This window comes from Pantoea sp. BL1 (genome assembly GCF_000963985.1).
GTDB classification, from domain to species: Bacteria; Pseudomonadota; Gammaproteobacteria; order Enterobacterales; family Enterobacteriaceae; genus Pantoea; species Pantoea rwandensis_B.
Genome location: NZ_JZRH01000047.1, coordinates 33,797 through 57,412, shown reverse-complemented (window position 1 = coordinate 57,412; position 23,616 = coordinate 33,797). Strand labels below are relative to the sequence as shown.

General features: G+C 54.0%; 21 protein-coding genes. 7 read left to right on the top strand and 14 right to left on the bottom strand.

Going from position 1 to position 23,616, the window contains the following annotated elements:
* Positions 1-385 precede the first annotated feature (385 nt).
* The 8 genes from VH86_RS19815 to proB form a co-directional block, all read right to left on the bottom strand.
* A complete protein-coding gene (locus tag VH86_RS19815) occupies positions 386-2,131 on the bottom strand; it encodes an amylovoran biosynthesis protein AmsF (protein ID WP_045813730.1) in 1,746 nt (581 codons plus the stop codon).
* 201 nt (positions 2,132-2,332) lie between these two features.
* Positions 2,333-2,626: a hypothetical protein gene (locus VH86_RS19810; protein ID WP_045833882.1), complete on the bottom strand. Its 294-nt coding sequence runs from the start codon at positions 2,624-2,626 to the stop codon at positions 2,333-2,335.
* Positions 2,623-2,967 (bottom strand): hypothetical protein, encoded by a 345-nt coding sequence (locus VH86_RS19805; protein WP_197079554.1) that lies wholly within the window; start codon positions 2,965-2,967, stop codon positions 2,623-2,625. Before VH86_RS19805 ends, VH86_RS19810 begins: the two co-directional genes overlap by 4 nt.
* A gap of 2 nt (positions 2,968-2,969) precedes the next feature.
* Positions 2,970-3,437 (bottom strand): hypothetical protein, encoded by a 468-nt coding sequence (locus VH86_RS19800; RefSeq protein ID WP_034825324.1) that lies wholly within the window; start codon positions 3,435-3,437, stop codon positions 2,970-2,972.
* A gap of 181 nt (positions 3,438-3,618) precedes the next feature.
* The gene (locus VH86_RS25255; protein ID WP_071845630.1) at positions 3,619-3,897 is read right to left on the bottom strand and encodes a hypothetical protein; all 279 of its coding nucleotides are present in this window, start codon (positions 3,895-3,897) and stop codon (positions 3,619-3,621) included.
* Positions 3,898-4,310: 413 nt separating this feature from the next.
* Positions 4,311-5,042: a S24 family peptidase gene (locus VH86_RS19795; protein ID WP_045833881.1), complete on the bottom strand. Its 732-nt coding sequence runs from the start codon at positions 5,040-5,042 to the stop codon at positions 4,311-4,313.
* A gap of 352 nt (positions 5,043-5,394) precedes the next feature.
* Positions 5,395-6,648, bottom strand: a complete 1,254-nt coding sequence (gene proA, locus VH86_RS19790; RefSeq protein WP_038648750.1) for a glutamate-5-semialdehyde dehydrogenase — start codon at positions 6,646-6,648, stop codon at positions 5,395-5,397.
* A gap of 10 nt (positions 6,649-6,658) precedes the next feature.
* Complete coding sequence (gene proB, locus VH86_RS19785; protein ID WP_038648752.1) at positions 6,659-7,762, bottom strand: glutamate 5-kinase; 1,104 nt, start codon at positions 7,760-7,762, stop codon at positions 6,659-6,661.
* A 246-nt stretch (positions 7,763-8,008) separates the two neighbouring features.
* Here proB and ompC point away from each other — a divergent pair, with 246 nt between their 5' ends.
* Entirely contained in the window at positions 8,009-9,127 is a 1,119-nt protein-coding gene (ompC, locus tag VH86_RS19780) for a porin OmpC (protein WP_038648755.1), read from the top strand.
* Positions 9,128-9,239: 112 nt separating this feature from the next.
* Here ompC and crl read toward each other — a convergent pair whose 3' ends face one another.
* The 3 genes from crl to gpt form a co-directional block, all read right to left on the bottom strand.
* Positions 9,240-9,641, bottom strand: a complete 402-nt coding sequence (gene crl / locus VH86_RS19775; protein ID WP_038648758.1) for a sigma factor-binding protein Crl — start codon at positions 9,639-9,641, stop codon at positions 9,240-9,242.
* 109 nt (positions 9,642-9,750) lie between these two features.
* Positions 9,751-10,998 (bottom strand): esterase FrsA, encoded by a 1,248-nt coding sequence (frsA, locus tag VH86_RS19770; protein ID WP_045833880.1) that lies wholly within the window; start codon positions 10,996-10,998, stop codon positions 9,751-9,753.
* A 121-nt stretch (positions 10,999-11,119) separates the two neighbouring features.
* The gene (gpt, locus tag VH86_RS19765) at positions 11,120-11,578 is read right to left on the bottom strand and encodes a xanthine phosphoribosyltransferase (RefSeq protein WP_007887137.1); all 459 of its coding nucleotides are present in this window, start codon (positions 11,576-11,578) and stop codon (positions 11,120-11,122) included.
* A gap of 254 nt (positions 11,579-11,832) precedes the next feature.
* On the opposite strand from gpt, the gene pepD reads away from it, so the two are divergent.
* The 4 genes from pepD (at position 11,833) to VH86_RS19745 (ending at position 17,222) form a co-directional block, all read left to right on the top strand.
* Positions 11,833-13,293, top strand: a complete 1,461-nt coding sequence (gene pepD / locus VH86_RS19760) for a beta-Ala-His dipeptidase (protein WP_045813724.1) — start codon at positions 11,833-11,835, stop codon at positions 13,291-13,293.
* 330 nt (positions 13,294-13,623) lie between these two features.
* The gene (locus VH86_RS19755) at positions 13,624-15,129 is read left to right on the top strand and encodes a sugar ABC transporter ATP-binding protein (protein WP_045833879.1); all 1,506 of its coding nucleotides are present in this window, start codon (positions 13,624-13,626) and stop codon (positions 15,127-15,129) included.
* The gene (locus VH86_RS19750) at positions 15,126-16,124 is read left to right on the top strand and encodes an ABC transporter permease (RefSeq protein ID WP_045833878.1); all 999 of its coding nucleotides are present in this window, start codon (positions 15,126-15,128) and stop codon (positions 16,122-16,124) included. The genes VH86_RS19755 and VH86_RS19750 overlap by 4 nt, the downstream gene beginning before the upstream one ends.
* A gap of 27 nt (positions 16,125-16,151) precedes the next feature.
* Positions 16,152-17,222: a sugar ABC transporter substrate-binding protein gene (locus VH86_RS19745; protein ID WP_045833877.1), complete on the top strand. Its 1,071-nt coding sequence runs from the start codon at positions 16,152-16,154 to the stop codon at positions 17,220-17,222.
* A 195-nt stretch (positions 17,223-17,417) separates the two neighbouring features.
* On the opposite strand, the gene dinB is transcribed toward VH86_RS19745, so the two are convergent.
* Positions 17,418-18,473 carry a DNA polymerase IV gene (gene dinB, locus VH86_RS19740; RefSeq protein ID WP_045833876.1) on the bottom strand — a complete coding sequence of 352 codons (1,056 nt, stop codon included), beginning with the start codon at positions 18,471-18,473 and terminating at the stop codon, positions 17,418-17,420.
* 243 nt (positions 18,474-18,716) lie between these two features.
* On the opposite strand from dinB, the gene dpaA reads away from it, so the two are divergent.
* Complete coding sequence (gene dpaA, locus VH86_RS19735) at positions 18,717-19,460, top strand: peptidoglycan meso-diaminopimelic acid protein amidase (RefSeq protein WP_045833875.1); 744 nt, start codon at positions 18,717-18,719, stop codon at positions 19,458-19,460.
* Here the strand turns inward: dpaA and VH86_RS19730 are convergent.
* Together VH86_RS19730 and lpcA are read right to left on the bottom strand one after the other, a co-directional pair.
* The gene (locus VH86_RS19730) at positions 19,431-20,198 is read right to left on the bottom strand and encodes a class II glutamine amidotransferase (protein ID WP_038648781.1); all 768 of its coding nucleotides are present in this window, start codon (positions 20,196-20,198) and stop codon (positions 19,431-19,433) included. The genes dpaA and VH86_RS19730 overlap by 30 nt on opposite strands.
* Before the next feature lie 49 nt (positions 20,199-20,247).
* Positions 20,248-20,826, bottom strand: coding sequence for a D-sedoheptulose 7-phosphate isomerase (gene lpcA / locus VH86_RS19725; protein WP_034825351.1), 579 nt, complete (start codon positions 20,824-20,826; stop codon positions 20,248-20,250).
* Positions 20,827-21,069: 243 nt separating this feature from the next.
* On the opposite strand from lpcA, the gene fadE reads away from it, so the two are divergent.
* Entirely contained in the window at positions 21,070-23,514 is a 2,445-nt protein-coding gene (gene fadE, locus VH86_RS19720; protein WP_045833874.1) for an acyl-CoA dehydrogenase FadE, read from the top strand.
* Positions 23,515-23,616: the final 102 nt, after the last annotated feature.

The following is a 23,616-nucleotide window of genomic DNA, read 5'->3' as shown; positions in this document are numbered from 1 at the left end:
TAAGGCGGCAGTCAAATACTGTTAGGAATAATAAGATAGAAATGGACTGACAAGGCCATACTTCGCTAACACCTTGTTCTATAAGTTAACCTGCTAATTAACTGAGTAAATTAAACTGTAATGAATCTTGAGATAAGAACGGATCTGATAAATTGAGCCATCTTTTACCTTGTGCCGTACTAAAAACCACACACCTGTCAAATTCACGTTTTTTGTGCGCATTAACTAAAATAAAAAGAAAGTTAACACCTTCCCTATGAGCATATCGCTATCCTGTGCGGCTGACAGGCTCGTTTTTTTAAAGAGACGACGCAACTGAACTGCACAGTGTGCATTTTGATCAAAAAAAAAAGCGAGGCCGCAGCCTCGCCAGATAGGTTGGATTTCAGTCGTAGTAAGGCAATTTACGGTCAACGCCGTTGATATTCACCAGCACAAAGCCGGTTGGCGTGGTTTTATTGGTTGGCGTTCCGGCAGCGGTGGCTACCGTCAGCACGCCCTTCTCATTGGCACCAATCCCCGCCAGCCCATTGTGCATGCCAAAGCGTGCGGCTGGCTTCAATGTGCCCATGGTGGTGGTATCGGTAACGACCGACAGATCAGACTGGAACAGCGAGCAGGAACCGCTATCGAATCGCGTCGGGCCGGTATTTTTCAGGTTCAGCATCGTGTCGCCACTGTTGGCTTTCAGCTTCACCCACACCACGGCATAAGTGGTGCCGACACGTCCGTAACGCATATCCAGGATGGCGGGCTGCCCCATATGAAAGGCATCTGCCCACACCGTATCCAGCCGTTGCAAATTGATCCAGGTTTTGCCGCTACTGGCCACGTTAACCGGGGTACCGGCGGTGCCGGTGGGCTGGGTGGCATCGGCTTTGCCAATAAACTCCATCACCCACTGCTGGTTCGCATTGGGGAAGAACAACTGCCCCAGGCGATACCAGTTGTCGGTTGAAGTGTTATTGGTGATTTTGTAGCCGCTATAATAGCCGGCACGTAACGATCCGGTCAGGAAGCTGCCGTAACTCTCGTCACGGCGATAACCATATTCGAAGGTGGAGAGCCATCTGCCGGCAACCAGATCGTTCGACACTTTCGCGCCGGATTGCAGATTGATTTGACGCATCACCACGCGCGCATTATTGAGATTGAAAGGATTGCCGCAATCCTCAATATTGAGCGTGTCAATGGTCCAGCCACCATCCGACAAGTCTCCTGGATTGCGCGTGTGCTCGATCCACACATTGCGCAAAATCCCCTGTGTACAGCGCGGCATATACAACGTGGCGTCACCATAACCCGTCTGGAAGTTACAGTTACAAATCTCAATCGCGGTAGAGTGATCCCATACACCGTTGGGTGAATTTGACCAGCCCACATCGAAGACGCGCGCATAAGTGTAGAGGGTGTAAATCTGGTCAAATTTGCTGTCCAGCGTGTCCAGCACTTTAATCACCGTGCCGCCGTTATTCTGTGCGCGGAAACAGTAGATGTTTACCGTGGTGCCTTCGATACAGGTATTTTCGAAGAACGGCTGGACGTTGCTGCACATATCGGCAGTGATGGTGCCTTTGTTGGTGGTGATGTCGGCCGAGGCCTGACCATTCCAGGCAATGCCGCGAATCGAGGTGCGGCGCGCCTTTACCTTGAATACCGGGTTGGCACTCTTATCCGAGATAATCGTGGTACGCGGCAGTGAACCCAGCTCAACATCATCACCCTGCAAGCCAAAGAAGGCGTTATCGGTGCCGCTGATATCAATTGGACTGATCAAAAACTTCCCGCCGGGAAAACGAATCGGCAGGTCCTTAATATTACCGCTGTAATTCTGCGTCCAGGTTAGCATGCGATTAACCGCGTCCGTGTCATTGGCATAACCGTCTCCTTTGGCACCAAAGTGATAGACGTTCACGTCAGAAGGATCGTTAATCACGCGTTTCCAGTAGAAGCCATTACCGATAGCTAAGGTACCGCCATCGTCTGTCGCGGTGGTGGTGCCAATAAAACCGGTGAAGTCACCGCCTCCATGGAAGGTGGAGTCCGCGTTGTAGCGGCGCAAAAACGCCAGATCGCCATTTTTAGTCGGCGTGGTGGTGCGCAGTTCTGCGAATGAATTAACTTCGATCATCATAGCCTCCTCGGCCTTTTCAGGTTTGCAATGCAAGTGTGGGAACGGCGTTACTGCGCCAATTGGCCGCAGTGCTGATCCCAGAGATCGTTGTGGTTGTTGATGGCGCGCACGGTGCGTACATCCATGCGCTCGGCGTCATGGCCGTGGGTGTAAATCGGGGAAAAAAGCGTGCAAGCAGAGTCGATAACGACGGGAGATTTAGGGCTGGTTGTATTTCGAGTGCTGCAGCTTGTCGCGAGCAGCAGCGTCATCAAGGTTAAGATTACTGACTTCCACACGTTTAGCCTCCTCGCGCAACTGTTGTTGCTGCTGGTTAACCGCGACAGCCTGCACGGCCGCTTTGTTTGCGGATTCCACCTCTGATTTGGCTTGTTGCTGCACCTTGCCAATCTTTCTGCCACCGAAGTAGCTGGCCACCAGTGCCGCAACAATGCCCGTCAACGCAGCCAGCCAGTGCCAGCTGCCGCCAAGCAGTGAAGTGATAAGCGTCATGGTTTCTCCTCCAGCGTTTTGCGCTGTTCAATCAGGTTTTTCTGCCGAACAAACTGCGCCAGAACCCCCATCGCCACCATGAAGGCACCAATCAACCCGAGGTAGTTGTGAGGAAGAATGTCTTTGATGTCCTGAGGCAGTGCATTCCAGGCATCCAGCGCGGATGAAGGAAAGGATTGCGCCCAGGCACTGAGCATCGATCCCAATGAGGCCAGCCACACTGACCAGGTTTTGAACAATAATCGTGCGTGCTTGACGAACTCCAGCGTGGTAAAACGCTGGAGCAACAACAGCACAATCACTGCTGTCAGCACCGCGATGACAAACACCGTCCATCTCATGTTCATAACAGCCCCCGATAAATGTCGTAGCTGCCACTGCGCATCACCTCTGCGTGACGCCTTGCGCGCCCGGGCGTTTGCCGTGCCCACAAGCTGTCGAGCATGGCATTGGCGGCGCCGTTAAAGTCCCCCTGCGTGATGGCGCTCAGCATGCCGCGAAACAGGGACAATCCATCGACGCCCAATTGATATGCCATGCTGATCAGCACATCACAGCGCGCCTCACTGCACTTGCTTAGCGCTTGCTGCACCAGAGCACGCTGGTTCATCTCCAGCACTTTGTTTTCCACAATGCACTGCTTCCACACATCCCCCACTCGTCGCGGGACCTGGAAGATGTAGTTGCTGAGTGAGGCTCCTTTTGGTCCGATGCGGATACCGCCGGCCACGGTAGGAAACCCTTGCGTATCAAGGTAGGGCGCCTCACGGTAGCCCTCTTCAAAATTCAAAATGGCAATAATCTGGCTCATAGCGATTCCTCTTTGACGGGCGCAACGATGGAAAAATGACTGCGCAAAGACTCCAAAACATAAATCTCACTGATCTATTGCCCGTTGTGATACCGCGCGTTATCCGCGCTACGCTCAAGCGAGGCTAAACAGTGAGCAGTAACGAAACGTTCCGCTTAAAGCTGGGAAATATGACAAGGATTTAGCGCACGGCGTACAAATGGACGTGGGGAAGACAGCAGTTATCGAAGCTGGCACTTTCGGCCTGACTTCGTGTAGGGGCCATTACCGCACAGTCGACTCGCGATTGCGTCTGGCGCTGGCAGATGCGTTCTGCGCTACGCAGGGTTGGGTTATCGGGCTCAAGGCCTAAGGCACAGTCGATACTGTGCTTCAGGCGGCTAAGTGACTGGCGGCGTCGGTGACGACGGGTGCGCGCGTTCCCGGTGAAGACTGACTTGCCATACTGGATAATCGCCATAACTCCTCCTGTGAATGAGTTTTTGGCGATGGGGTGGCAGGCGCGGCGTGTCGGCTGAAGCCGAAGCGTCCGCTATTCCACTGCAAACACTCGACATCGACCCGCCCGGCTGCGTTCGCGGCCAGGGAAAAGCAGAGGAGAGTGAAGTCAGAAGAGAGCTGACGACGCTGCATAATGCGCATCCACCCCATCCCAAAATTCACTGACTTTGGGTGGTGGGTATCGCGCTTGTGCAGCGCCTCAATTGTTTAAGAGCGGGCTCATCCGGGAGCAGTGATGTCGTCCTTCCATGGTCAAATTATTAACAGGTTCTAATACATTGGCAAACACCAACAGTTAATTTTTTATTTACCGTCAGTTAAATTTATGATTTCAGCCAGAATATTTTTTTACCCACTCAATACGTTTTGTGATCAACCTAAAATCTGGTAATCGCGGGCCTGGCTCATGATGACACGCGCTACCACCTGCAATGAGGCCGCCTCATTCAGCGTCAGGTACCAGGTCTCATAGCGCTTGTTGTCAGAGATCACCGCGACCTTTCTGTGCTGCAGCTGCAGACGTTTGAGATAAAGTTGATCGTCCAGCGTGAAAAGGTATATCCCGTCGCCGTCAAAGCGGTGCACGCTGATATCCACAAACAGCTGATCGCGCGGCGCAAAGGTGCCGGCCATGGAATCATTGTTCAGCGCGATGAGTCGAATGTTCTCTGCCGGACGACCGCTAAACAGCACGCGCGCCTCATCCAGCCCATACTCGATCGCCTGAATGGTTTCGACCAGATCATCACGCGCAGCAATGCCCTGAGCGCTACGCTGCCCAATATCCAGGCTTTCGACGCGGAACCGATGTTGTGGGTCCATCAACGTCTGCTGGCCGATGGTGGCAGCGGGTTTTTCCATGCCAAACTGCAGCCATTCTACGCGCACGTCCAGTAACTGGCTGAGCGCCAGTAAATTGCTGTCATCTGGAATCGATTGCGCGTTGAACCATTTCCAGACCCCCGGTGTTGAGATCCTGCATCCCCTTTCCTGCAGTGCCTGTGCAACCTGTTTGTTCCGTCCATGTCCGACAATTCCCGCGCTGTCACACGCGGCAATCAGCCTGGCAGTAAAAGCTTGTCTGTTACTCTCTTTTTTAACCATCAGTTAATAATCTGCCATCAGTTAAAGACTGAATGTTATTTTCATTTTTGCTACCAGTTCATTTTATATTACCGTCAGTTTACTACCCAACAGCTTTTATCAATGAAGCTGGATGATCATTATCCCCTTCGGCGAGGTGGAAACCAGTAATGAATGCCCGACAGCTTGTTCTGACAGGGGTTTTCAGGATTGTTCTGTGACGCTGATACCAGCCGTTAAAACAAAAAATGGGCGAAAAGGCGCGGCGGCGCCATAGATGACAGAAATAAATCAAAAAGCTCTGGAAATAATTGGATCGGAAGCAAAAAAAATGGGCACCCTTGCGGTGCCCATTGTGTTGCAGAAGTGAAAATTAGCCGCGCAGCGTATCGTCGCCCCAGCCAATCCACTTGTAAGTGGTGAGTGCTTCCAGCCCCATTGGACCACGCGCATGCAGCTTCTGCGTACTGACCGCCACTTCCGCGCCCAGACCGAACTGCCCCCCATCGGTGAACCGCGTGCTGGCATTCACATAGACGGCGGAGGAATCAACCTGATTCACAAAGCGATTGGCATTGCCAATGCTGCGCGTCAGGATGCCATCCGAGTGTTGGGTACCGTGCTCGCGAATATGGGCAACCGCATCGTCGAGATCCGCCACCAGCTTGACGTTGAGATCGTTGGATAACCACTCATCATCATACTGTTCGGCTTGCACTGCCACGACGCTGGCCGGACCGTTTTGCAGCAGCGGCAGGACATTTGCATCGCCGTGCAGCGGGATATTTTCCTGCGCCATCCGCTGTAAAAATGCAGGAATAAAGCGTTCAGCCTGATCGCGGTGAATCAGCAAGGTTTCCAGTGAATTACAGGCACTCGGACGCTGTTTTTTCGCATTAACAATCACCTCCAGCGCGGGCTCAATATCCATGGTTTCATCGAGATAGAGATGACACACGCCAATACCGCCAGTGATCACCGGAATGGTCGAGTTTTCACGACACAGCTTGTGCAACCCTGCGCCGCCACGTGGAATCAACATATCGACATAGCGATCGAGTTTCAGCAGTTGGTTAACCAACTCGCGATCCGGGTTTTCAATCGCCTGCACAGCCCCTTTGGGCAGGCCATGCTCGCTCAGCGCGTTTTGGATCACGCGAACGGTGGCCGCGTTGGTGCGATAGGTCTCTTTACCGCCGCGCAGAATCGCCGCATTGCCGGTTTTCAGGCACAGAGAAGCCACATCCACGGTGACGTTAGGACGCGCTTCATAAATCACCCCAATCACGCCCAATGGCACGCGGCGACGTTCAATACGTAAACCGCTGTCCAGCACGCCGCCATCGATCAACTGCCCGACCGGATCGGCCAAACGGCACACCTGACGCACATCGTCAGCGATACCTTTCAGACGCTGCGGATTGAGCGTCAGGCGATCCAGCAATGCCGCGCTCATGCCATTCTGTCGCGCATCGGCCAAATCTTGCTCGTTCGCCGCCAGAATGTCGGCGCTTTCCGCTTCCAGACGATCGGCAATCGTCAGCAGCACCTGATTTTTTTGTTCGGTGGAGAGTTCTGCCAGTTTGTACGAGGCTGCACGCGCCGCTTTACCCATTTCTTCTAACATCATCTGCTCCTTAACTGACGATCATGTCGTCACGATGCACCGCAACCGGGCCATATTCGTAACCGAGGATATCGCCAATTTCCTGACTGTGATGACCGGCAATCATGCGCATCGCATCGCTGTTGTAGCGCGTCACGCCATGGGCGATATCACGACCTTGCAGGTTGCGAATGCGGATCACTTCACCCCGAGAGAAGTTGCCCTGCACTTCACGTACGCCTTTCGGCAGCAGTGAACTGCCGCGCTCTAATACCGCAGCCAGTGCACCATCATCAATGGTGATTTCCCCCGCAGGTGGGGCACCGAAGATCCAGCGCTTGCGGTTTTCCAGCGGTGATTGCTGTGCGTGGAAGCGGGTGCCGACCGGCTTGCCATACAGTACATCGCTGATCACATCCGGGCGGCTACCTGCCGCGATGATCACGTCGATACCGGCACGGCAGGCCACATCAGCCGCCTGCAGTTTAGTCGCCATGCCGCCGGTGCCGAGGCCAGAAACACTGCCTCCGGCTAACGTGCGCAATGCGTCATCAATCTGGTGCACATCGCTGATCAGCTCGGCTTCGGGATTGGTGCGCGGATCGGCGGTGAACAGACCCTGTTGATCGGTCAGCAGCAGCAGTTTATCCGCACCGCCGAGCATCGCCGCCAGCGCAGACAGGTTATCGTTATCGCCCACTTTAATTTCAGCGGTAGCAACAGCATCGTTCTCGTTAATCACCGGCACGATATGGTTGTCGAGCAACGCACGCAGCATGTCACGTGCGTAGAGGAAGCGTTCACGATCTTCCATATCCGCACGAGTCAGCAACATCTGCCCGATATGAATGCCGTAAATCGAGAACAGTTGCTCCCACAGCTGAATCAGACGGCTCTGCCCCACCGCAGCCAGCAGCTGCTTTGAGGCGATGGTAGGCGGCAGTTCGGGGTAACCCAGGTGTTCGCGTCCAGCGGCAATCGCGCCGGAAGTGACGATAACGATACGATGACCCGCCGCATGCAGTTGTGCACACTGACGAACCAACTCCACCATGTGCGCACGATTCAGCCGACGTGAACCGCCGGTGAGGACGCTGGTACCCAACTTGACCACAAGGGTCTGACTGCCACTCATGTTTTTCCTGCCATATAAGAAAAAAATTCTGCGAAGGGACGTTTTATCAGGAGTGAGCGAGGAAGCCAATAACAGCAAGGGGAAAAGCACAAAAAACCCCTGACAATGCGGTAGACCAAAAGTTCGCGATTAACAAGAAATCAGAAAAACTGTCATAAAACTTTCATCACCAGTCGGTAAAAAGTCCCCTGTTTTACAAACCCTTTCAAGGGTACAACAAATTTTACTCATTGGGATTGATAGCAAATGAAGAAGAGCACACTGGCATTAGTCGTATCAGCGCTGGCACTGGCTTCCACCGCCCAAGCCGCAGAAGTTTATAACAAAGACGGCAACAAACTGGACTTCTACGGCCGCGTTAAAGCTGAGCATTACTTTAGTGATGCCGCTTCAAACGACGGTGACAAATCTTACGTTCGTATCGGCTTCAAAGGTCAGACCCAGATCAACGATCTGATGACCGGCTACGGCCAGTGGGAATACCAGTACAACGTCAACAACTCTGAAGGTTCTGACGCTAACTCAGGCAACAAAACCCGTCTGGGCTTTGCGGGTCTGAAATTCGGTCAGTATGGTTCATTCGACTACGGTCGTAACTACGGCGTACTGTACGACGTTGAGGCATGGACTGACGTATTCCCTGAATTCGGTGGTGACGGTACTGCGCGTACTGATAACTTCATGACCGCTCGTGCTACCGGTGTTGCGACTTACCGCAACAGCAACTTCTTCGGTCTGGTTGATGGCCTGCGCTTCGCGCTGCAATACCAGGGTAAAAACGACTCTACCAGCGCCAACGCACGTGGTAGCGCCACCGATACTTCTCGCCAGAATGGCGACGGTTACGGTGCATCACTGGGTTACACCATTGGCGATACCGGCATCAGCCTGATGTCTGCAATCACCTCTTCTGACCGTACTAACCAGCAGCAAGCTCGTGCTTACGGTTCTGGTGATAAAGCAGATTCATGGGGCGCAGGTATCAAGTATGACGCTAACAGCGTTTACCTGGCAGCGATCTACACCGAAACCCGTAACATGACACCAATCAGCGGCACCAACTCAGTGACAGGTGCTTCTGTATCGGGTGCGGCTAACAAAGCACAGAACATTGAATTGGTTGCACAGTACCAGTTCGACTTCGGCCTGCGTCCGTCCATTGGTTATGTACAGACTAAAGGGAAAGATATCGAAGGTATCGGCGATGCTGACCTGGTTAAATACATCGACGTTGGCGCGACTTACTACTTCAACAAAAACATGTCTACCTTTGTTGATTACAAAATCAACCAGCTGAACGACGACAACCGTCTGTCACTGAACAACGACGACATCGTTGCAGTTGGTCTGACTTACCAGTTCTAAGCAGTTAGCTTTACCCTCAATGTGTCTATAAAAAAAGAGCCGGCTCATCACCGGCTCTTTCTTCTTTATCTCTATCAGACTGGCTTAAAAGCCACGCTCTGGGAATGCAGGGTTAAGCGCTGAGCTTCACCGGCTCCTCTTTAAATCCCGATGCCGGTTTGAGATCCAGCTTGAGGTCATGCAGCACGGCTTTCAAACGCTCGTGGAAATTACGCAAGGTACTCTCCACTTTCTCGTTGTTCTCTTTGCCTTTGATCGTCGCCACACCCCAGTCACCGTCTTTATCAAACAAACCAAAGTGGTATTCATAGGTGAAATGGTCTTCGTGCGCTTCCAGCGTCATCCACCAGCCCCAAAACTCACGGAGTTCGGGTGCGGGTTTAACGTTGACACACGCCGCCAGGCAATCAAAGAAGAAACGCTGCTCTTCACATTTTCCTTCACGGATGTACGGCCCCAATTCGGTGAAGCGCTTCAGCAGGCGACTACGGGGATGACCACTCGGTAACGTCATGCTAATTCTCCCTCAAATAACCGTAAAATTATTTCTCGTTACGCGAATCACGCGCGCAACGCAAAATATCCCGGATATAAGTAGTAGCAGAGCGTCGAATTTTTGCCAGTCATACACCCAATTGTTTTGCTAACCAGTCACAGATTTGATTTAACGCTTTCTCAAAACTGGAGAACACCGGCGTGGCGGGTATCGCCAATACTTTGCCCTGTGCGGAAGAGTTGGCAATCAATTGTGCCTCCTCTTCTGGGCTGAACAAATCGCCCGGCCAGTAAGCCGCCAGCATCGGCGTCGGCGTGCGACGCCCCAGCAGGCCCTGCACTTTCAATGAATAGCGATTAAGCTCAATGCGCAGGTTGCTGTCAGACGCGGAAGGCATTCCCAGACGACTGGCCAGCATATCCATGTACATGTCCGGCAGTTGTTGCTGGCGTTGCTCATCGACAAACACGTTATGCACCATCGCGCCCAGTGTCGCGACCGCACGCAGGCGCGGCACTTCCAGATAAGCCAGTCGCGTGGCGACGTTGGCGCCAAAGCGATAGCCAAACAGCGCAACGCGCGTGTGATCAATCCACGGCACATTACTCAGCTCACGCAAAACCTGCTGGTGAAGCTGGCTGGTGTCCTGATTCAACGTCCATTTGCTGCTAAAGCCCACTGAAGGCATATCCAGCGTCAACATGGCGATACCACGCGGCGCCAGATAATCGTGGAACAGGCGATAATGATCGCTTTGCAGCGAATCCAGGCCACCGCACAGCAGCACGGTCGGGTATGGGGCTTTGGCCCCGGCAGGCATATGCAGGAAACCGGTGACCGGGCTGCCACCGCTGATCTGGAAGGTCAGCGCTTTCAGCTCACCCGGCAGTCGCTGCGTGGCCTCTTCATATGCCCGGTTTGCCAGCACCTGTGCCTGATCGGCCAGATCATCGCCTTTTATATACGGATAGGCGGCGATACTGTAGAGATTAGATGCCCGCATCCATTGATGCCCGGCTTCCTCGTGATCTTCATTTTCCATCGCGCGCTGTTGCCACAAGGCGGCCTGCTTCGACCACTCATAGTTCCAGTTGCCGCCACGATAGCCAATCACCGTATCAAGTTGGGCGTCGTCAGTATGCTCATATTCACTGATGGCGATGCGCGCCAGCACTTCGCTGATCTCCTGCGGAGACAGGCCGCGCCACGTCCACAGCAGTTTGTTGAGCATGCGATACCAGCAAGGTTGGGTATCCCCTTCCAGGGTGTTGTGCACCTGTACCGGATGGTGATGCTGGCGATGCACCAGAGAGGAGGTTTCCGGGTGTTTAAAGCGGGGCTTAAAAAGCTCTTCGCTGAGGTTTTTATCCGACATCTTAGACGTTCTCCCGCGATAGTCGCATAGATGCCTAAGAGTGTACTGCACCCACATGTTGGGTGCGAGGCGTAGAATGCACAACGCCCGGCATAACCGGGCGTTGTTTGCGTTGCATCAATCAGCTTTTGACGATTGGCGGGATATAAACCACGCCCATGTCCCATGGCTGTTCGATCCAGGTGTTCTGCGGAATATCGACAATGTAGTCGTCCACCAGCGCACGGCCAGCTGGCTTAGCGAAGATGGTGCAGAAACGCGCTTTTGGATACATATCGCGGATCGCTTGCGCGGTGCCACCGGTATCCACCAGGTCATCAATCACGATGAAACCTTCACCGTCGCCTTCCGCACGCTTCAGCACTTTCATTTCGCGCTGATGATCGTGGTCATAGCTTGAGATGCAGACGGTATCGACATAGCGAATACCCAATTCACGCGCCAGCAGCGATGCCGGAACCAGACCACCGCGGCTTACCGCAATGATACCTTTCCACTGTTCCACAGGAAGCAGGCGCTGGGCCAGTTTACGGGCATGGATCTGCAACATGTCCCAGGTGACGACGTATTTTTCGCTCATAAAAGAAATCCCGACCAACAATGTTGGTTTAAAAATAGGCAAGGGGGAAAAGGTTGCGCGAGATTATAAGGATCTGACGCGTTAAAAACCAGCATCTGTCGCATTGGATGCAGGATTTTAGCGCGCCTGAGTACGCACCCGGTGAAAAACAGTGATATTCTCAGCCACATCACGTCAGATGTGCTGACGGCGATCTTTCACTGGAACCCGGCGTGCGAGCGGTATGTCCGCCGCGCTGACACAGGAGATGCATTGTGTCTGAATTGTCGCAACTTTCCCCCCAACCGCTGTGGGATATTTTCGCTAAAATCTGCTCCATTCCGCACCCTTCTTACCATGAAGAAGCGCTGGCCGAACACGTGGTGAGCTGGGCCAAAGAGCAGGGCTTTTGGGTTGAGCGCGATCAGGTCGGCAATATCCTGATTCGTAAACCGGCCACTGCGGGCATGGAAAAACGTACCCCTGTCGCACTTCAGGCGCACCTCGATATGGTGCCGCAGAAGAACAACGATACGGTGCACGACTTCACTAAAGATCCGATTCAACCTTACGTTGATGGCGAGTGGGTCAAAGCACGTGGCACCACGTTGGGCGCTGACAACGGTATTGGCATGGCTTCTGCGCTGGCGGTGCTGGCTGATAACAGCCTGACCCACGGCCCACTGGAAGTGCTGCTGACCATGACCGAAGAATCGGGCATGGATGGCGCATTTGGTCTCCAGCCAAACTGGCTGCAGGCCGATATCCTGATCAACACCGACTCCGAAGAAGAGGGTGAGATCTACATGGGTTGCGCAGGCGGTATTGATTTCATCACCACCCTGCCATTAAACCGTGAAGCCGTACCTGCGGGCTTTGAAACCCTGAAGCTCACGCTGAAAGGCCTGAAAGGCGGCCACTCCGGTGCCGATATTCATCATGGTCTGGGCAACGCCAACAAGCTGCTGGCGCGTTTCTTTGCGGTCTACGCGCAGGAACTGGATGTGCGTCTGATTGAGTTCACTGGCGGCACGCTGCGTAATGCGATTCCGCGCGAAGCTTTTGCCACGCTGGCGATCGACAGCCATAAAGTGGATGCACTGAAATCGGCTGCGGCCCATTTCCAGGCTACGCTGCTGAACGAGCTGGGCATTAAAGAGAAGAACATTGCGTTAACCACCGAGCCGCTGGCACATCAAGGCCAGGCGCTAACCACCGACAGCCGCGATCGCTTCATCAACCTGCTGAACAGCACCCCGAACGGCGTGATCCGCAACTCTGACGTGGCCAAAGGCGTGGTGGAAACCTCGCTGAACGTCGGCGTGGTGACCATGGATCAGGACAATGCTGAAATCATCTGCCTGATTCGTTCACTGATCGACACCGGCAAAGATTGGGTGGTTGAAACCCTGACTTCACTGGGCCAGTTGGCTGGCGCGAAAACGGCACCGAAAGGCGGTTATCCTGGCTGGCAGCCTGATGCCGATTCGCCAGTGATGGCGCTGACGCGTAAAACCTACGAAGCGCTGTTTGGCAAAACGCCAAACATTCAGGTGATTCACGCGGGTCTGGAGTGTGGTCTGTTCAAGAAGCCGTATCCGAACATGGATATGGTGTCGATTGGGCCAACCATTACCGGTCCACACTCACCAGATGAGCAGGTGCACATTGAGAGCGTCGGTCTGTACTGGAAACTGCTGACTGCGCTGCTGAACGTGGTGCCAGAGAAAGCGTAAGTCTTTGCGATGCTCAAGGAACCAGGCTAAGGCCTGGTTTTTTTATGCCTGCCATTCTGAAGTTAAGGATCCTCTAGCTAATAAAGCCGCAATATTTGCCGGCCCCCCTTTTGAGACCGACTGCAAAGAGCAGCATATTTCACTATAAATCCTGCTTATCACCCCAGCATTCTACCACTCCACACTCCCTCACCAGTTTTAGACGCCGTTACGCCCAGATGTCTGGATGGCTAATAAGATTTCGTGCTAGCTTATGCGCTTTCATTTGTTGCCCAGCGTTATGGGTTCAGAAAAAATGCCACCCACTCTTTTAATGAAAGGCCTGACCCCATGAGTGCGATTAACCGCCTGGAGATGCGTAATATCTCCATCGCTTTTGGCGGTTTTGCCGCGCTGACCCAGGTCGACTTCCTTACCGAAGGCGGGTCGGTGCATGCGTTGACCGGGGCCAATGGCGCGGGAAAGTCTACATTGATGGCGGTGCTATCAGGCGCGCACCGTGATTACAGTGGCGAGATCCTGCTGGACAATGTGCCGGTCTCCATTCGTTCACCGCGCGATGCCAAAAAACTCGGTATTCATCTGGTGCAGCAGGAAGTGGATGTGGCGCTGGTGCCGCAGCTCAGCGTGGCGGAAAACATTCTGCTCGATCAGCTGGCAGAACCCGGCCATATCTATAGCTGGCGTGAAATCCGTCGCCAGGCGCGTGCCCTGCTCAATCAGTTGGAAGTGAACATCGATGTTAATCGTCTGGTGGAACGCTGCTCGCTGGCTGAGAAGCAGCAAATCTTGCTGGCGCGCGCCCTCTCCCACCATTGCCGTTTTCTGATTCTGGATGAACCGACTGCGCCGCTGGATCAGCATGAAAGCGAGCGTCTGTTTACCGTGGTGCGTCGTTTACAGCGCAACGGCATTGGCGTGGTGTTTATCTCCCACCGCATTCACGAACTCAAAGCGATTTGCGACCGCTTAACCGTGCTGCGTGATGGCCGCTTGATTGAGAGCAGCCCAATGGCGGCGCTGAGCGGCGAACAGATCGTTGAGAAGATGCTGGGACACCAGTTGACCGATGTCTATCCGCCACGACGTGAACGTAGCGAACAACCGCTATTGCTGTCGGTGGAGGGTTTGCACGATGACCAGTTGCTGGCAGATATTTCACTGCATCTGCGCAAAGGTGAAATTCTCGGCATCGCTGGCCTGGCGGGCGCGGGGAAAACCGAGCTGTGCAAGGCGCTGTTTGGCGCCAGCAAAAGCCGCGTCGAAAAAGGCGAGCTGCACGGCAAACCGTGGCGGCCGCGTTCACCGCACGATTCGGTGGAAAACCGCATGGCGCTGGTGCCGGAAGAGCGTCGCAAGGAAGGTATTTTTATCGATGAACCGGTAAGCATGAACCTGAGCGTCAGCGCCGACAACAGTTTTTCCCGCTGGAGCTTGTTCGGCCATCGCCAGGCCTGGCGCTGGGCTGAAGAGGTGATTCAGCGTCTCAACGTGCGCACCACTGGCCCGGCGCAGATTCTGCGTCGCCTATCGGGCGGTAATCAGCAAAAAGTGGCAATTGGGAAATGGCTCCGCAACAACGCCGACGTATTGATTTTTGATGAGCCGACCAAAGGCGTCGACATCAAAGCCAAGACCGACCTGTTTAGTCTGATTGATGGCCTGGCGCGCGAAGGCAAAGGCATCATTTACGCTTCGGGCGAGTTTTCCGAACTGGTCGGCTTATGTGATCGTATTTGTGTGCTCTGGGATGGGCGCATTGTGGCAGAGATGGAAGGTCGTGAGGCCACTGAAGAGATGCTATTGCTTTATTCCACCGGAGGAACCCCTGCGTGAGCAGCAAAGAACTATCCCTGAACCCGCAGCCTTCTCTGCGTCATAAATTATTCGATTTTCTCTATAAATGGGGCATGTTGCTGACCGTGGTGATCCTGATCGCCGGGTTTGGCCTGGCATCGGACAGCTTCCTCGAGCCCACCAACATCATCAACATCCTGCGTTCGATTGCTATCGTCACGGTGATTGCGATTGGCGTGTCGATTTCGCTGACCATCGGCGGCTTCGATTTGTCGGTGGGCTCAACGGCCTCACTGGCCAATGCGCTGGTGATTTCGCTGTTTGTCTGGCATGGCTTTGGCACCACCGAAGCGATCATCATTACGCTCCTGCTGTGCACCCTGGTGGGGCTGCTCAACAGCTTCCTGATCGTGATTCTGCGCATTCCCGACATGCTGGCTACGCTGGCAACCCTGTTTGTTATTCAGGGCGTGGCGATGACTTACAGCTTCGGCGGTTCGATTACCGAGAATATGGTGATGCCGAGCGGCGATATGGCGGAAGGCACCATCCCCGCAGCGTTCGGTCTGCTGGGTCAGGTGCCGACCATTGTCGTCATCATGCTGGTGGTGACGATTGTGGCGCAATTGGCACTGTCGTTAACCAAACATGGCCGTCGCATGTACGCGCTGGGGGGCAATCCAGAAGCCGCACGACTTTCCGGTATGCGTACCACGCGCTATCGCGTTCTGGCCTATGTATTCGCATCCCTGCTGGCCGGGCTGGGCGGTATCTTGCTGGCATCACGTATTGGTTCTTCCCAGGTGAATGCCGGCAGCGGTTATTTGATGGATGCCGTTGCCGCGGCATGGATTGGCTTCTCGCTGGCCGGTTCCGGCAAACCTAACGCGCTCGGTACGCTGGTGGGCGCGGTGATTCTTGGTGTGTTGCAGAACGGGCTGGTGATGTTGTCCGTGCCTTATTACGCCATGGACATTATCAAAGGTCTGGTGCTGGCTCTGGCACTGGCAATTACCTATATTCAGCGCCGCTAAGGCGCGTTTACTGAGAAAGAGAATCTAATGAAAAAAATTACCCTTTCGCTGCTGGCATTAAGCCTGCTGCACGCCAGCGCTGCCTTTGCCGATACGGTTACCCCGGTCCCTGCTGCGATTGCGAATCACGAAGGCCCGGTGCGCATCGCCATCATCCGTAACCTGGGCTCAGACGATAACACCACACAGTTTATTGCCGGTGCCATTCAGCAAGGTCGTCAACTGGGCTTTAAAGTCAGTACTTTCCTGAGTAATGGCGATGATGCGCGTTTCCAGGACTTCGTTAATCAGGCGATCAGCCAGAAATACGATGGCATCATTCTTTCTCACGGCAAAGAACCCTACTCCACCGCGCTGGTGCAACACATTGTCGATGCAGGGATCAAACTGTCCGTCTTTGATACCCCGGTGAATACGCCGATCAATGGCGTGACCGTCACTGCGCAAGATGATGCCTCGCTGGCGCAGGCGTCACTGGGTCAGCTGATCAGTGATTTCCATGGTAAAGCCAACATCATCAAACTGTGGGTCGCAGGCTTCCCGCCGCAGGAACGTCGCCAGGTGGTGTATGAGAAATTGCTGAAAGAGAATCCAGGCATTCATCAGCTGGAATCCATTGGCGCAGTTTCTACCGATGTACAGGGCGACACCGCCAACAAAGTGGGTGCGATCCTGGCAAAATATCCAAAAGGCAAAATAGATGCGATTTGGGCATCGTGGGACGCATTCAGTCAGGGTGCTTACAAAGCGCTGCAGGAGAATGGTCGTACTGAAATCAAAATCTACAGTATTGACGTATCCAACCAGGACTTGCAGTTGATGCATGAGAAGAACAGTCCATGGGTGCAGACGGTCGCGGTCGATCCAAAAACCATCGGTGCGGTCAATATGCGCTTAGTGGCCAATAAAATCGCGGGTGAAGCCACTCCGGCAAGCTACGAGTTTAAGGCGTCTTCCATTTCGCAGCAGTTGCTGAACAGCCAACAAGGGGCGATTAACGTGGCAACCCTGAACAAGATCATTCCGGGCTGGGGTGTGAACAACGATTTTGTTGCGCCGTGGTTTGCCACACTGGAAGCGAAGTACGCTAAGAAGTGATTTAGCTACCGAGTGTTGCACACTAGTTGCGCATCAAGACGTCATGCTTGTTAGCTAAGCCAGACTCAAGAAGAGCTGCCATTTTTACTATGGCAGCTTTTTTTATGCGTATCAGAAATGGCCTGTGCGGATCTTTGCATTTGAAAGACAGGCCACTCGCAGCTGACCAGCATCACGCTGATGAAATCGCCGTTTTTACCAACCCAACACCAACTGCCGCTCCAATTGCGGATCCACCAGCGTCACATGCAATCCCACCAACCGCACGCCGCGTCCGGCTCGCCGTTCATCCCATGCCTGCCGCGCCACCGCGATCATGTCATCCTTGTTCAGCACCGGCCAAACATGCTCCTGCGTGGTCTGCTGGAAATCATTAAATTTGAGCTTCACCCCCTGACGCGCAATTTGCTTGTCGGGCCGGATATTTGTCAGGCGTCGATCCAGCTCAGCATAGAGATAGTCAATGATGGCCAGACACTGCTCCCAACTGTGGATGTCTTCCATCAGCGTGCGTTCGACACCGAGCGATTTGCGTTCGCGCTCCACCACTACATCGCGCTCATCAATGCCGTTGCTGCGTTCCCAGATCACGCGGCCGAATTTACCAAATCTCTTCAGCAGCAGGGCGAGATCGGCTCTCTGCACATCGGCGCAGGTGCGCAGTCCCATCTCTTCCAGTTTTTTGGTCGCCACTTTTCCTACGCCTGGAATTTTGCTCAACGGCAGCGTCAGCAAAAAGTCCGGCATCACTTGCGGTGTAATGACGTATTGCCCGTTGGGCTTATTCAAATCGGAGGCGATCTTGGCGAGGAATTTGATCGGCGCAATGCCCGCCGAGGCGGTTAAACCGGTTTCGCGCAGGATATCGGCACGTATCGCCTGCGCCATTAGCGTCGCTGAGCCCTGACAATGCTCGCTATCGGTGACATCAAGATACGCTTCATCCAGTGATAAGGGCTCAATCAATGGGGTGTAGCGTGCGAAAATATCGCGGATCTGGCGTGACGCCTCTTTGTAGGCATCGAAGCGTCCAGGCAGTAATTTCAGATGCGGGCAGAGCTTGAGCGCCATTGCCGTCGGCATTGCGCTGCGCACGCCATATTTGCGCGCGGGATAGTTGGCGGTACTGATAACGCCACGCTGCACCCGGCTGCCGCCAATGGCGATTGGGATATCCGTTAATGAAGGATCGTCGCGCATTTCAACGGCCGCGAAAAAGCAGTCCATATCGACATGAATGATTTTGCGCATACGCCCTCCGAATACTGGATAAGTATACAGCAGTAAAAAACTTCGGCAATATTTGTTGAGCGACGAATTAAAGTTTACAAAATTCTGGTCGTAATCCCTTTAGGATTGCACCATTTTCTCGGAGACTGTCTTGATTAAACCTCAGACAATGTTAATGTTGCGCTGCGGTAGCGGATATTTCCGATAATGCAATACCAAGACGCTCAGCGTCATCGTCTCTCTTCACTTCAAGGTACACACAGAATGGGCAGAATCGCATTGTGGCTTGCGATGATTCTTATGCCAGTCCTTAGCTGGGCCATTTCGCCAGAGCCAACGCAACTGTCGGCACCGGTGAGCAAAGAGTTAAAGAAACAATTACTTGGCACCCCTGTTTTTATTCAGATCTTCAAGGAAGAGCGTACGCTGGAACTGTACGGCAAAATCGGTAATGAATATCGTCTGCTGGACAGCTATCGCATTTGTAATTTCTCTGGCGGTTTAGGGCCTAAGCGTCGTCAGGGCGATTTTAAAAGTCCGGAAGGGTTTTATAACGTTAAGCTGAACCAGTTAAAACCGGACAGCCGTTTCTACCGCGCGATTAATACCGGCTTCCCGAATCAATACGATCGTGATAAAGGCTATGACGGTAACTATTTGATGATTCACGGTGATTGCGTCTCAATTGGCTGCTACGCCATGACCAACGCATCAATGGATGAGATCTTTACCTACGTCAACGCTGCGCTGCGCAACGGTCAGCAGGATGTACAGATCAATATCTATCCGTTCCATATGACCGATAGCAACATGCAGCGTCATCGCCACTCAACGTACATCAACTTCTGGCGTGAACTGCAGCCAGGTTATGCGTACTTTGAGAAGTACCACATACCGCCAACGGTTAACGTGACAACGACGGGTCAATATGCGGTGAACAGCACGCCGGTGATTGCTACACCGGATGCTGCCTCGAAGTCATTCCTGGCGCTCACCCAGGCAAAATAATGCCCACTCGCCTGGCACTATCCGGTGCCAGGTTTCATTTCCTGTCAGCGGCTGTGTCGCAATCACCGTCACAACGTCCTTCGGCGTTGTTTGCTGCATAAAATCAATTTCTACATCCTGATCGAGCAACTTGGCTTTGCCAAATGGCGCACGCCGAGTGATCCAATACAGATTGGTCGAGCAGAACGCCATCAGATAACGACCGTCCGACAGCAGCATGTTAAACACGCCCTTCTCGCGCATGTCAGCCGCCAGCTCAGCAATGTAGCGAAATACCGCCGGCCAGTTGCCCGGAGTGCGCGGATAACGCTCAGACAGCTTATGCAGGATCCAGCAAAACGCTTTCTCACTGTCCGTCTCGCCAACGGGTCGGAAAGTCCCGGTCTCCAGCTGTTTGTAACCTTTCAACTGCCCGTTGTGCGCGTAGGTCCAGTTACGTCCCCACAGCTCGCGGGTAAACGGATGGGTGTTTTCCAGCGACACTTCACCACGATTCGCCTGGCGGATATGAGCGACCACGGAATGTGATTTGATCGGGTATTCCTGCACCAAACGGGCGATCGGTGAGTTAAAGCTGGGCTGAGGATCTTTAAATGTGCGGCACCCTTTTCCTTCATAGAAAGTGATGCCCCAGCCATCTTTATGTGGCCCGGTTCCGCCGCCACGCTGCACCAGACCGGTAAAACTGAAACAGATGTCCGTGGGGACATTGGCGCTCATCCCGAGCAATTCGCACATAGCAACCGCCTTAAGTCAGCACTCCCGCGTGAGCAGGAGTGACGCGTCATTACTTAACCATCTCTTTTTCGATCAGCAGCATCAGGATATGAATCACTTTAATGTGAATCTCCTGAATGCGGTCAGCGTAGCCAAAATGCGGTACGCGAATTTCGATATCCGCTGTGCCTGCCATTTTGCCGCCATCTTTACCGGTCAGGGTAATCACTTTCATCCCTTTGGCGCGTGCCGCTTCGACCGCTTTGATGATGTTCGCCGAGTTGCCTGAAGTGGACAGGCCCAGCAGCACATCACCTTCACGGCCTACGGCTTCGATATAGCGCGAGAACACATGGTCATAACCAAAATCGTTGCTGACGCAGGAAAGGTGGCTTACATCAGAGATGGCAATCGCCGGGTAGCCAGGACGATTTTCACGGTAGCGCCCCGTCAGCTCTTCAGCAAAGTGCATCGCATCACAGTGAGAACCACCGTTGCCACAGGAAAGCACTTTGCCCCCTGCTTTGAAGCTGTCTGCCAGCAAGACTGCCGCGCGCTGAATCGCGTGAATGTTCGCTTCGTCACTCAGGAACTTATTAAGCGTATCGGCTGCTTCATTAAGTTCTGAGCGAATAATGTCCTGATACATAGGGATGTCCTTTAGAGGAAAGATTTACCCTGCAAGTTTAACGGAATGGGACAAAGCCGCAAAGCGCCTGCATCGGGGAAAAATGCTCAGGCTTTGCCGTTCCTGCTCTGTTGGTCTCCAGAGAGTGAGATTTTGTGAGTTCTGTTGTAATTGCGATGTAAACAGATTGCTAAAAAGCGATCACTGCTCTAAACCTTACCCTATAACAGGTCAGACCTCTTACAACTTACGGAGCGGTTCATTATGTTGCTTGCCTCGATTGTCGCGACGCTGATTGTCATTAGCGCCCTCTTCTACCATCAAGTTTCGCTGCGGCTCAGCAGCGCAGTCCTGTTGCTATGGACTGCCGGGCTGGCTGCTGCAGGCCTGTGGACGCCGTGGCTGCTGCTGCCACTGGCGATTATTCTGCTGCCCTTCAACCTGCCTGCCATGCGTCGCAGTATGTTCTCCAAACCTGCGCTGCACAGCTTCCAGAAAGTGATGCCACCGATGTCGCGTACGGAAAAGGAAGCGATTGATGCCGGTACGACCTGGTGGGAAGGCGATCTGTTTCGTGGCAAGCCAGACTGGCAGAAACTGCACAACTATCCGCAGCCACGTCTGACGGAAGAGGAACAAGCCTTCCTCGAAGGGCCGGTCGAAGAAGCCTGTCGTATGGCGAATGATTTCCAGATCACTCACGAACTGGCCGATCTTCCGCCGGAACTGTGGGCGTATCTCAAGCAGCATCGCTTCTTCGCCATGATCATTAAGAAAGAGTATGGCGGCCTCGAATTCTCTGCCTATGCTCAGGCGCGCGTCTTGCAAAAACTGGCGGGCGTTTCCGGTATCCTGGCGATCACCGTGGGTGTACCTAATTCACTCGGCCCAGGCGAGCTGTTGCAGCATTACGGCACCGATGAGCAGAAAGATCACTATTTACCGCGTCTGGCACGCGGCGATGAAATTCCGTGTTTCGCGCTGACCAGCCCGGAAGCGGGTTCGGATGCGGGTGCCATTCCGGATACTGGCGTGGTGTGCATGGGCGAATGGCAAGGTCAGCAAGTGCTGGGCATGCGCCTGACATGGAACAAGCGTTACATTACGCTGGCACCGATTGCTACCGTGCTCGGCCTGGCCTTTAAACTCTCCGATCCCGATCATCTGCTGGGTGAGACTGAAGAGCTGGGTATTACCTGCGCCCTGATCCCGACGCAAACGCCGGGCGTAGAGATTGGCCATCGCCACTTCCCACTTAACGTGCCGTTCCAGAACGGTCCAACACGCGGTAAAGATATTTTCGTGCCGATCGATTTCATCATCGGTGGCCCGTCGATGGCCGGTCAGGGCTGGCGGATGCTGGTTGAATGCCTGTCAGTCGGTCGCGGCATCACCTTGCCTTCCAACTCGACCGGTAGTCTGAAAAGCATTGCGCTGGCAACCGGTGCTTATGCGCATATCCGTCGTCAGTTCAAAGTCTCTATCGGTAAAATGGAAGGGATCGAAGAACCGCTGGCACGCATTGCCGGTAACGCCTACGTGATGGATGCGGCGGCTACGCTTATCACCAGCGGCATTATGCTGGGTGAAAAACCCGCGGTGCTGTCCGCTATCGTGAAGTATCACTGCACCCACCGCGGCCAGCGCGCCATTATCGATGCGATGGATATCGCCGGCGGTAAAGGCATTATGCTGGGCGACAACAACTTCCTGGCGCGAGCTTATCAGGGCGCACCGATTGCGATTACCGTGGAAGGCGCCAATATCCTGACGCGCAGCATGATCATCTTTGGCCAGGGCGCGATTCGCTGCCATCCATGGGTGCTGGAAGAGATGAACGCGGCGGCTAAAAACGATCTGGTGGCTTTTGACCGTGCCTTGTTCAGCCATATTGGCCATGTCGGTAGCAACAAAGTGCGCAGTCTGTGGCTCGGTTTAACCGGCGGCCGCACCAGCGCGTCGCCAACCCGCGACGTGACCCGCCGCTACTATCAGCAGCTCAACCGTCTGAGCGCCAACCTGGCGCTGCTGTCAGATGTGTCGATGGCGGTGTTAGGCGGCAGCCTGAAACGTCGTGAACGTATCTCAGCACGTCTGGGGGATGTGCTGAGCCAGATGTACCTCGCCTCTGCTACCCTGAAACGCTTTGACGATGAAGGCCGCAATGAAGCCGATCTGCCGCTGGTGCACTGGGGCGTGCAGGATGCGCTGCATCAGGCTGAGGTGGCGATGGATGACCTGCTACGTAATTTCCCTAATCGTCTGGTGGCAGGCGCGCTGCGCATGGTGATCTTCGCCGGTGGCAAACACTGCCCGGCACCGTCTGACAAACTGGATCATAAACTGGCGAAGCTGTTGCAACTGCCGTCAGCCACCCGTACACGTCTGGGCCGTGGCATGTACCTGACGCCAAGCGAACACAATCCAGCCGGCCAACTGGAGCAGGCGCTGCAGGATGTGATGGCCGCAGAAGTGATTCATGAACGTCTTTGCCAGCAGCAGAAAAAACATCTGTCGTTTACCCGTCTGGATGCGCTGGCACAGCGTGCGTTGAAAGAGGGCTGGATTGATGAGAGCGAAGCCAAAGTACTGACGCGCGCTGAAGCCAGCCGTCTCAAAGCCATCAACGTCGATGAGTTTGTGCCGGAGGCACTGGCCTCACCAAAGCCGCAGGATAAAGGCGCCACGCGCGCCAGTGAAGCCGCGTAACACGAAAAAGCCTCCTGACGGAGGCTTTTTTGATGGGCCAGGCATAACTTATCCCGCATACACATAGCGGTTTCGCGGCCAAAGCGCGCAGTGAATGGCGCG

What these genes read in the sequence shown, in the direction of transcription:
- proA (WP_038648750.1), bottom strand. Translation starts at nt 6,648, where the DNA reads ATGTTAGAAGAAATGGGTAAAGCGGCGCGTGCAGCCTCGTACAAACTG.
- VH86_RS19815 (WP_045813730.1), bottom strand. Translation starts at nt 2,131, where the DNA reads ATGATCGAAGTTAATTCATTCGCAGAACTGCGCACCACCACGCCGACT.
- gpt (WP_007887137.1), bottom strand. Translation starts at nt 11,578, where the DNA reads ATGAGCGAAAAATACGTCGTCACCTGGGACATGTTGCAGATCCATGCC.
- VH86_RS19795 (WP_045833881.1), bottom strand. Translation starts at nt 5,042, where the DNA reads ATGGTTAAAAAAGAGAGTAACAGACAAGCTTTTACTGCCAGGCTGATT.
- dpaA (WP_045833875.1), top strand. Translation starts at nt 18,717, where the DNA reads ATGGGCAGAATCGCATTGTGGCTTGCGATGATTCTTATGCCAGTCCTT.
- dinB (WP_045833876.1), bottom strand. Translation starts at nt 18,473, where the DNA reads ATGCGCAAAATCATTCATGTCGATATGGACTGCTTTTTCGCGGCCGTT.
- VH86_RS19730 (WP_038648781.1), bottom strand. Translation starts at nt 20,198, where the DNA reads ATGTGCGAATTGCTCGGGATGAGCGCCAATGTCCCCACGGACATCTGT.
- VH86_RS19755 (WP_045833879.1), top strand. Translation starts at nt 13,624, where the DNA reads ATGAGTGCGATTAACCGCCTGGAGATGCGTAATATCTCCATCGCTTTT.
- VH86_RS19805 (WP_197079554.1), bottom strand. Translation starts at nt 2,967, where the DNA reads ATGAGATGGACGGTGTTTGTCATCGCGGTGCTGACAGCAGTGATTGTG.
- VH86_RS19745 (WP_045833877.1), top strand. Translation starts at nt 16,152, where the DNA reads ATGAAAAAAATTACCCTTTCGCTGCTGGCATTAAGCCTGCTGCACGCC.
- proB (WP_038648752.1), bottom strand. Translation starts at nt 7,762, where the DNA reads ATGAGTGGCAGTCAGACCCTTGTGGTCAAGTTGGGTACCAGCGTCCTC.
- crl (WP_038648758.1), bottom strand. Translation starts at nt 9,641, where the DNA reads ATGACGTTACCGAGTGGTCATCCCCGTAGTCGCCTGCTGAAGCGCTTC.
- VH86_RS19810 (WP_045833882.1), bottom strand. Translation starts at nt 2,626, where the DNA reads ATGACGCTTATCACTTCACTGCTTGGCGGCAGCTGGCACTGGCTGGCT.
- lpcA (WP_034825351.1), bottom strand. Translation starts at nt 20,826, where the DNA reads ATGTATCAGGACATTATTCGCTCAGAACTTAATGAAGCAGCCGATACG.
- VH86_RS19800 (WP_034825324.1), bottom strand. Translation starts at nt 3,437, where the DNA reads ATGAGCCAGATTATTGCCATTTTGAATTTTGAAGAGGGCTACCGTGAG.
- frsA (WP_045833880.1), bottom strand. Translation starts at nt 10,998, where the DNA reads ATGTCGGATAAAAACCTCAGCGAAGAGCTTTTTAAGCCCCGCTTTAAA.
- ompC (WP_038648755.1), top strand. Translation starts at nt 8,009, where the DNA reads ATGAAGAAGAGCACACTGGCATTAGTCGTATCAGCGCTGGCACTGGCT.
- fadE (WP_045833874.1), top strand. Translation starts at nt 21,070, where the DNA reads ATGTTGCTTGCCTCGATTGTCGCGACGCTGATTGTCATTAGCGCCCTC.
- VH86_RS25255 (WP_071845630.1), bottom strand. Translation starts at nt 3,897, where the DNA reads ATGGCGATTATCCAGTATGGCAAGTCAGTCTTCACCGGGAACGCGCGC.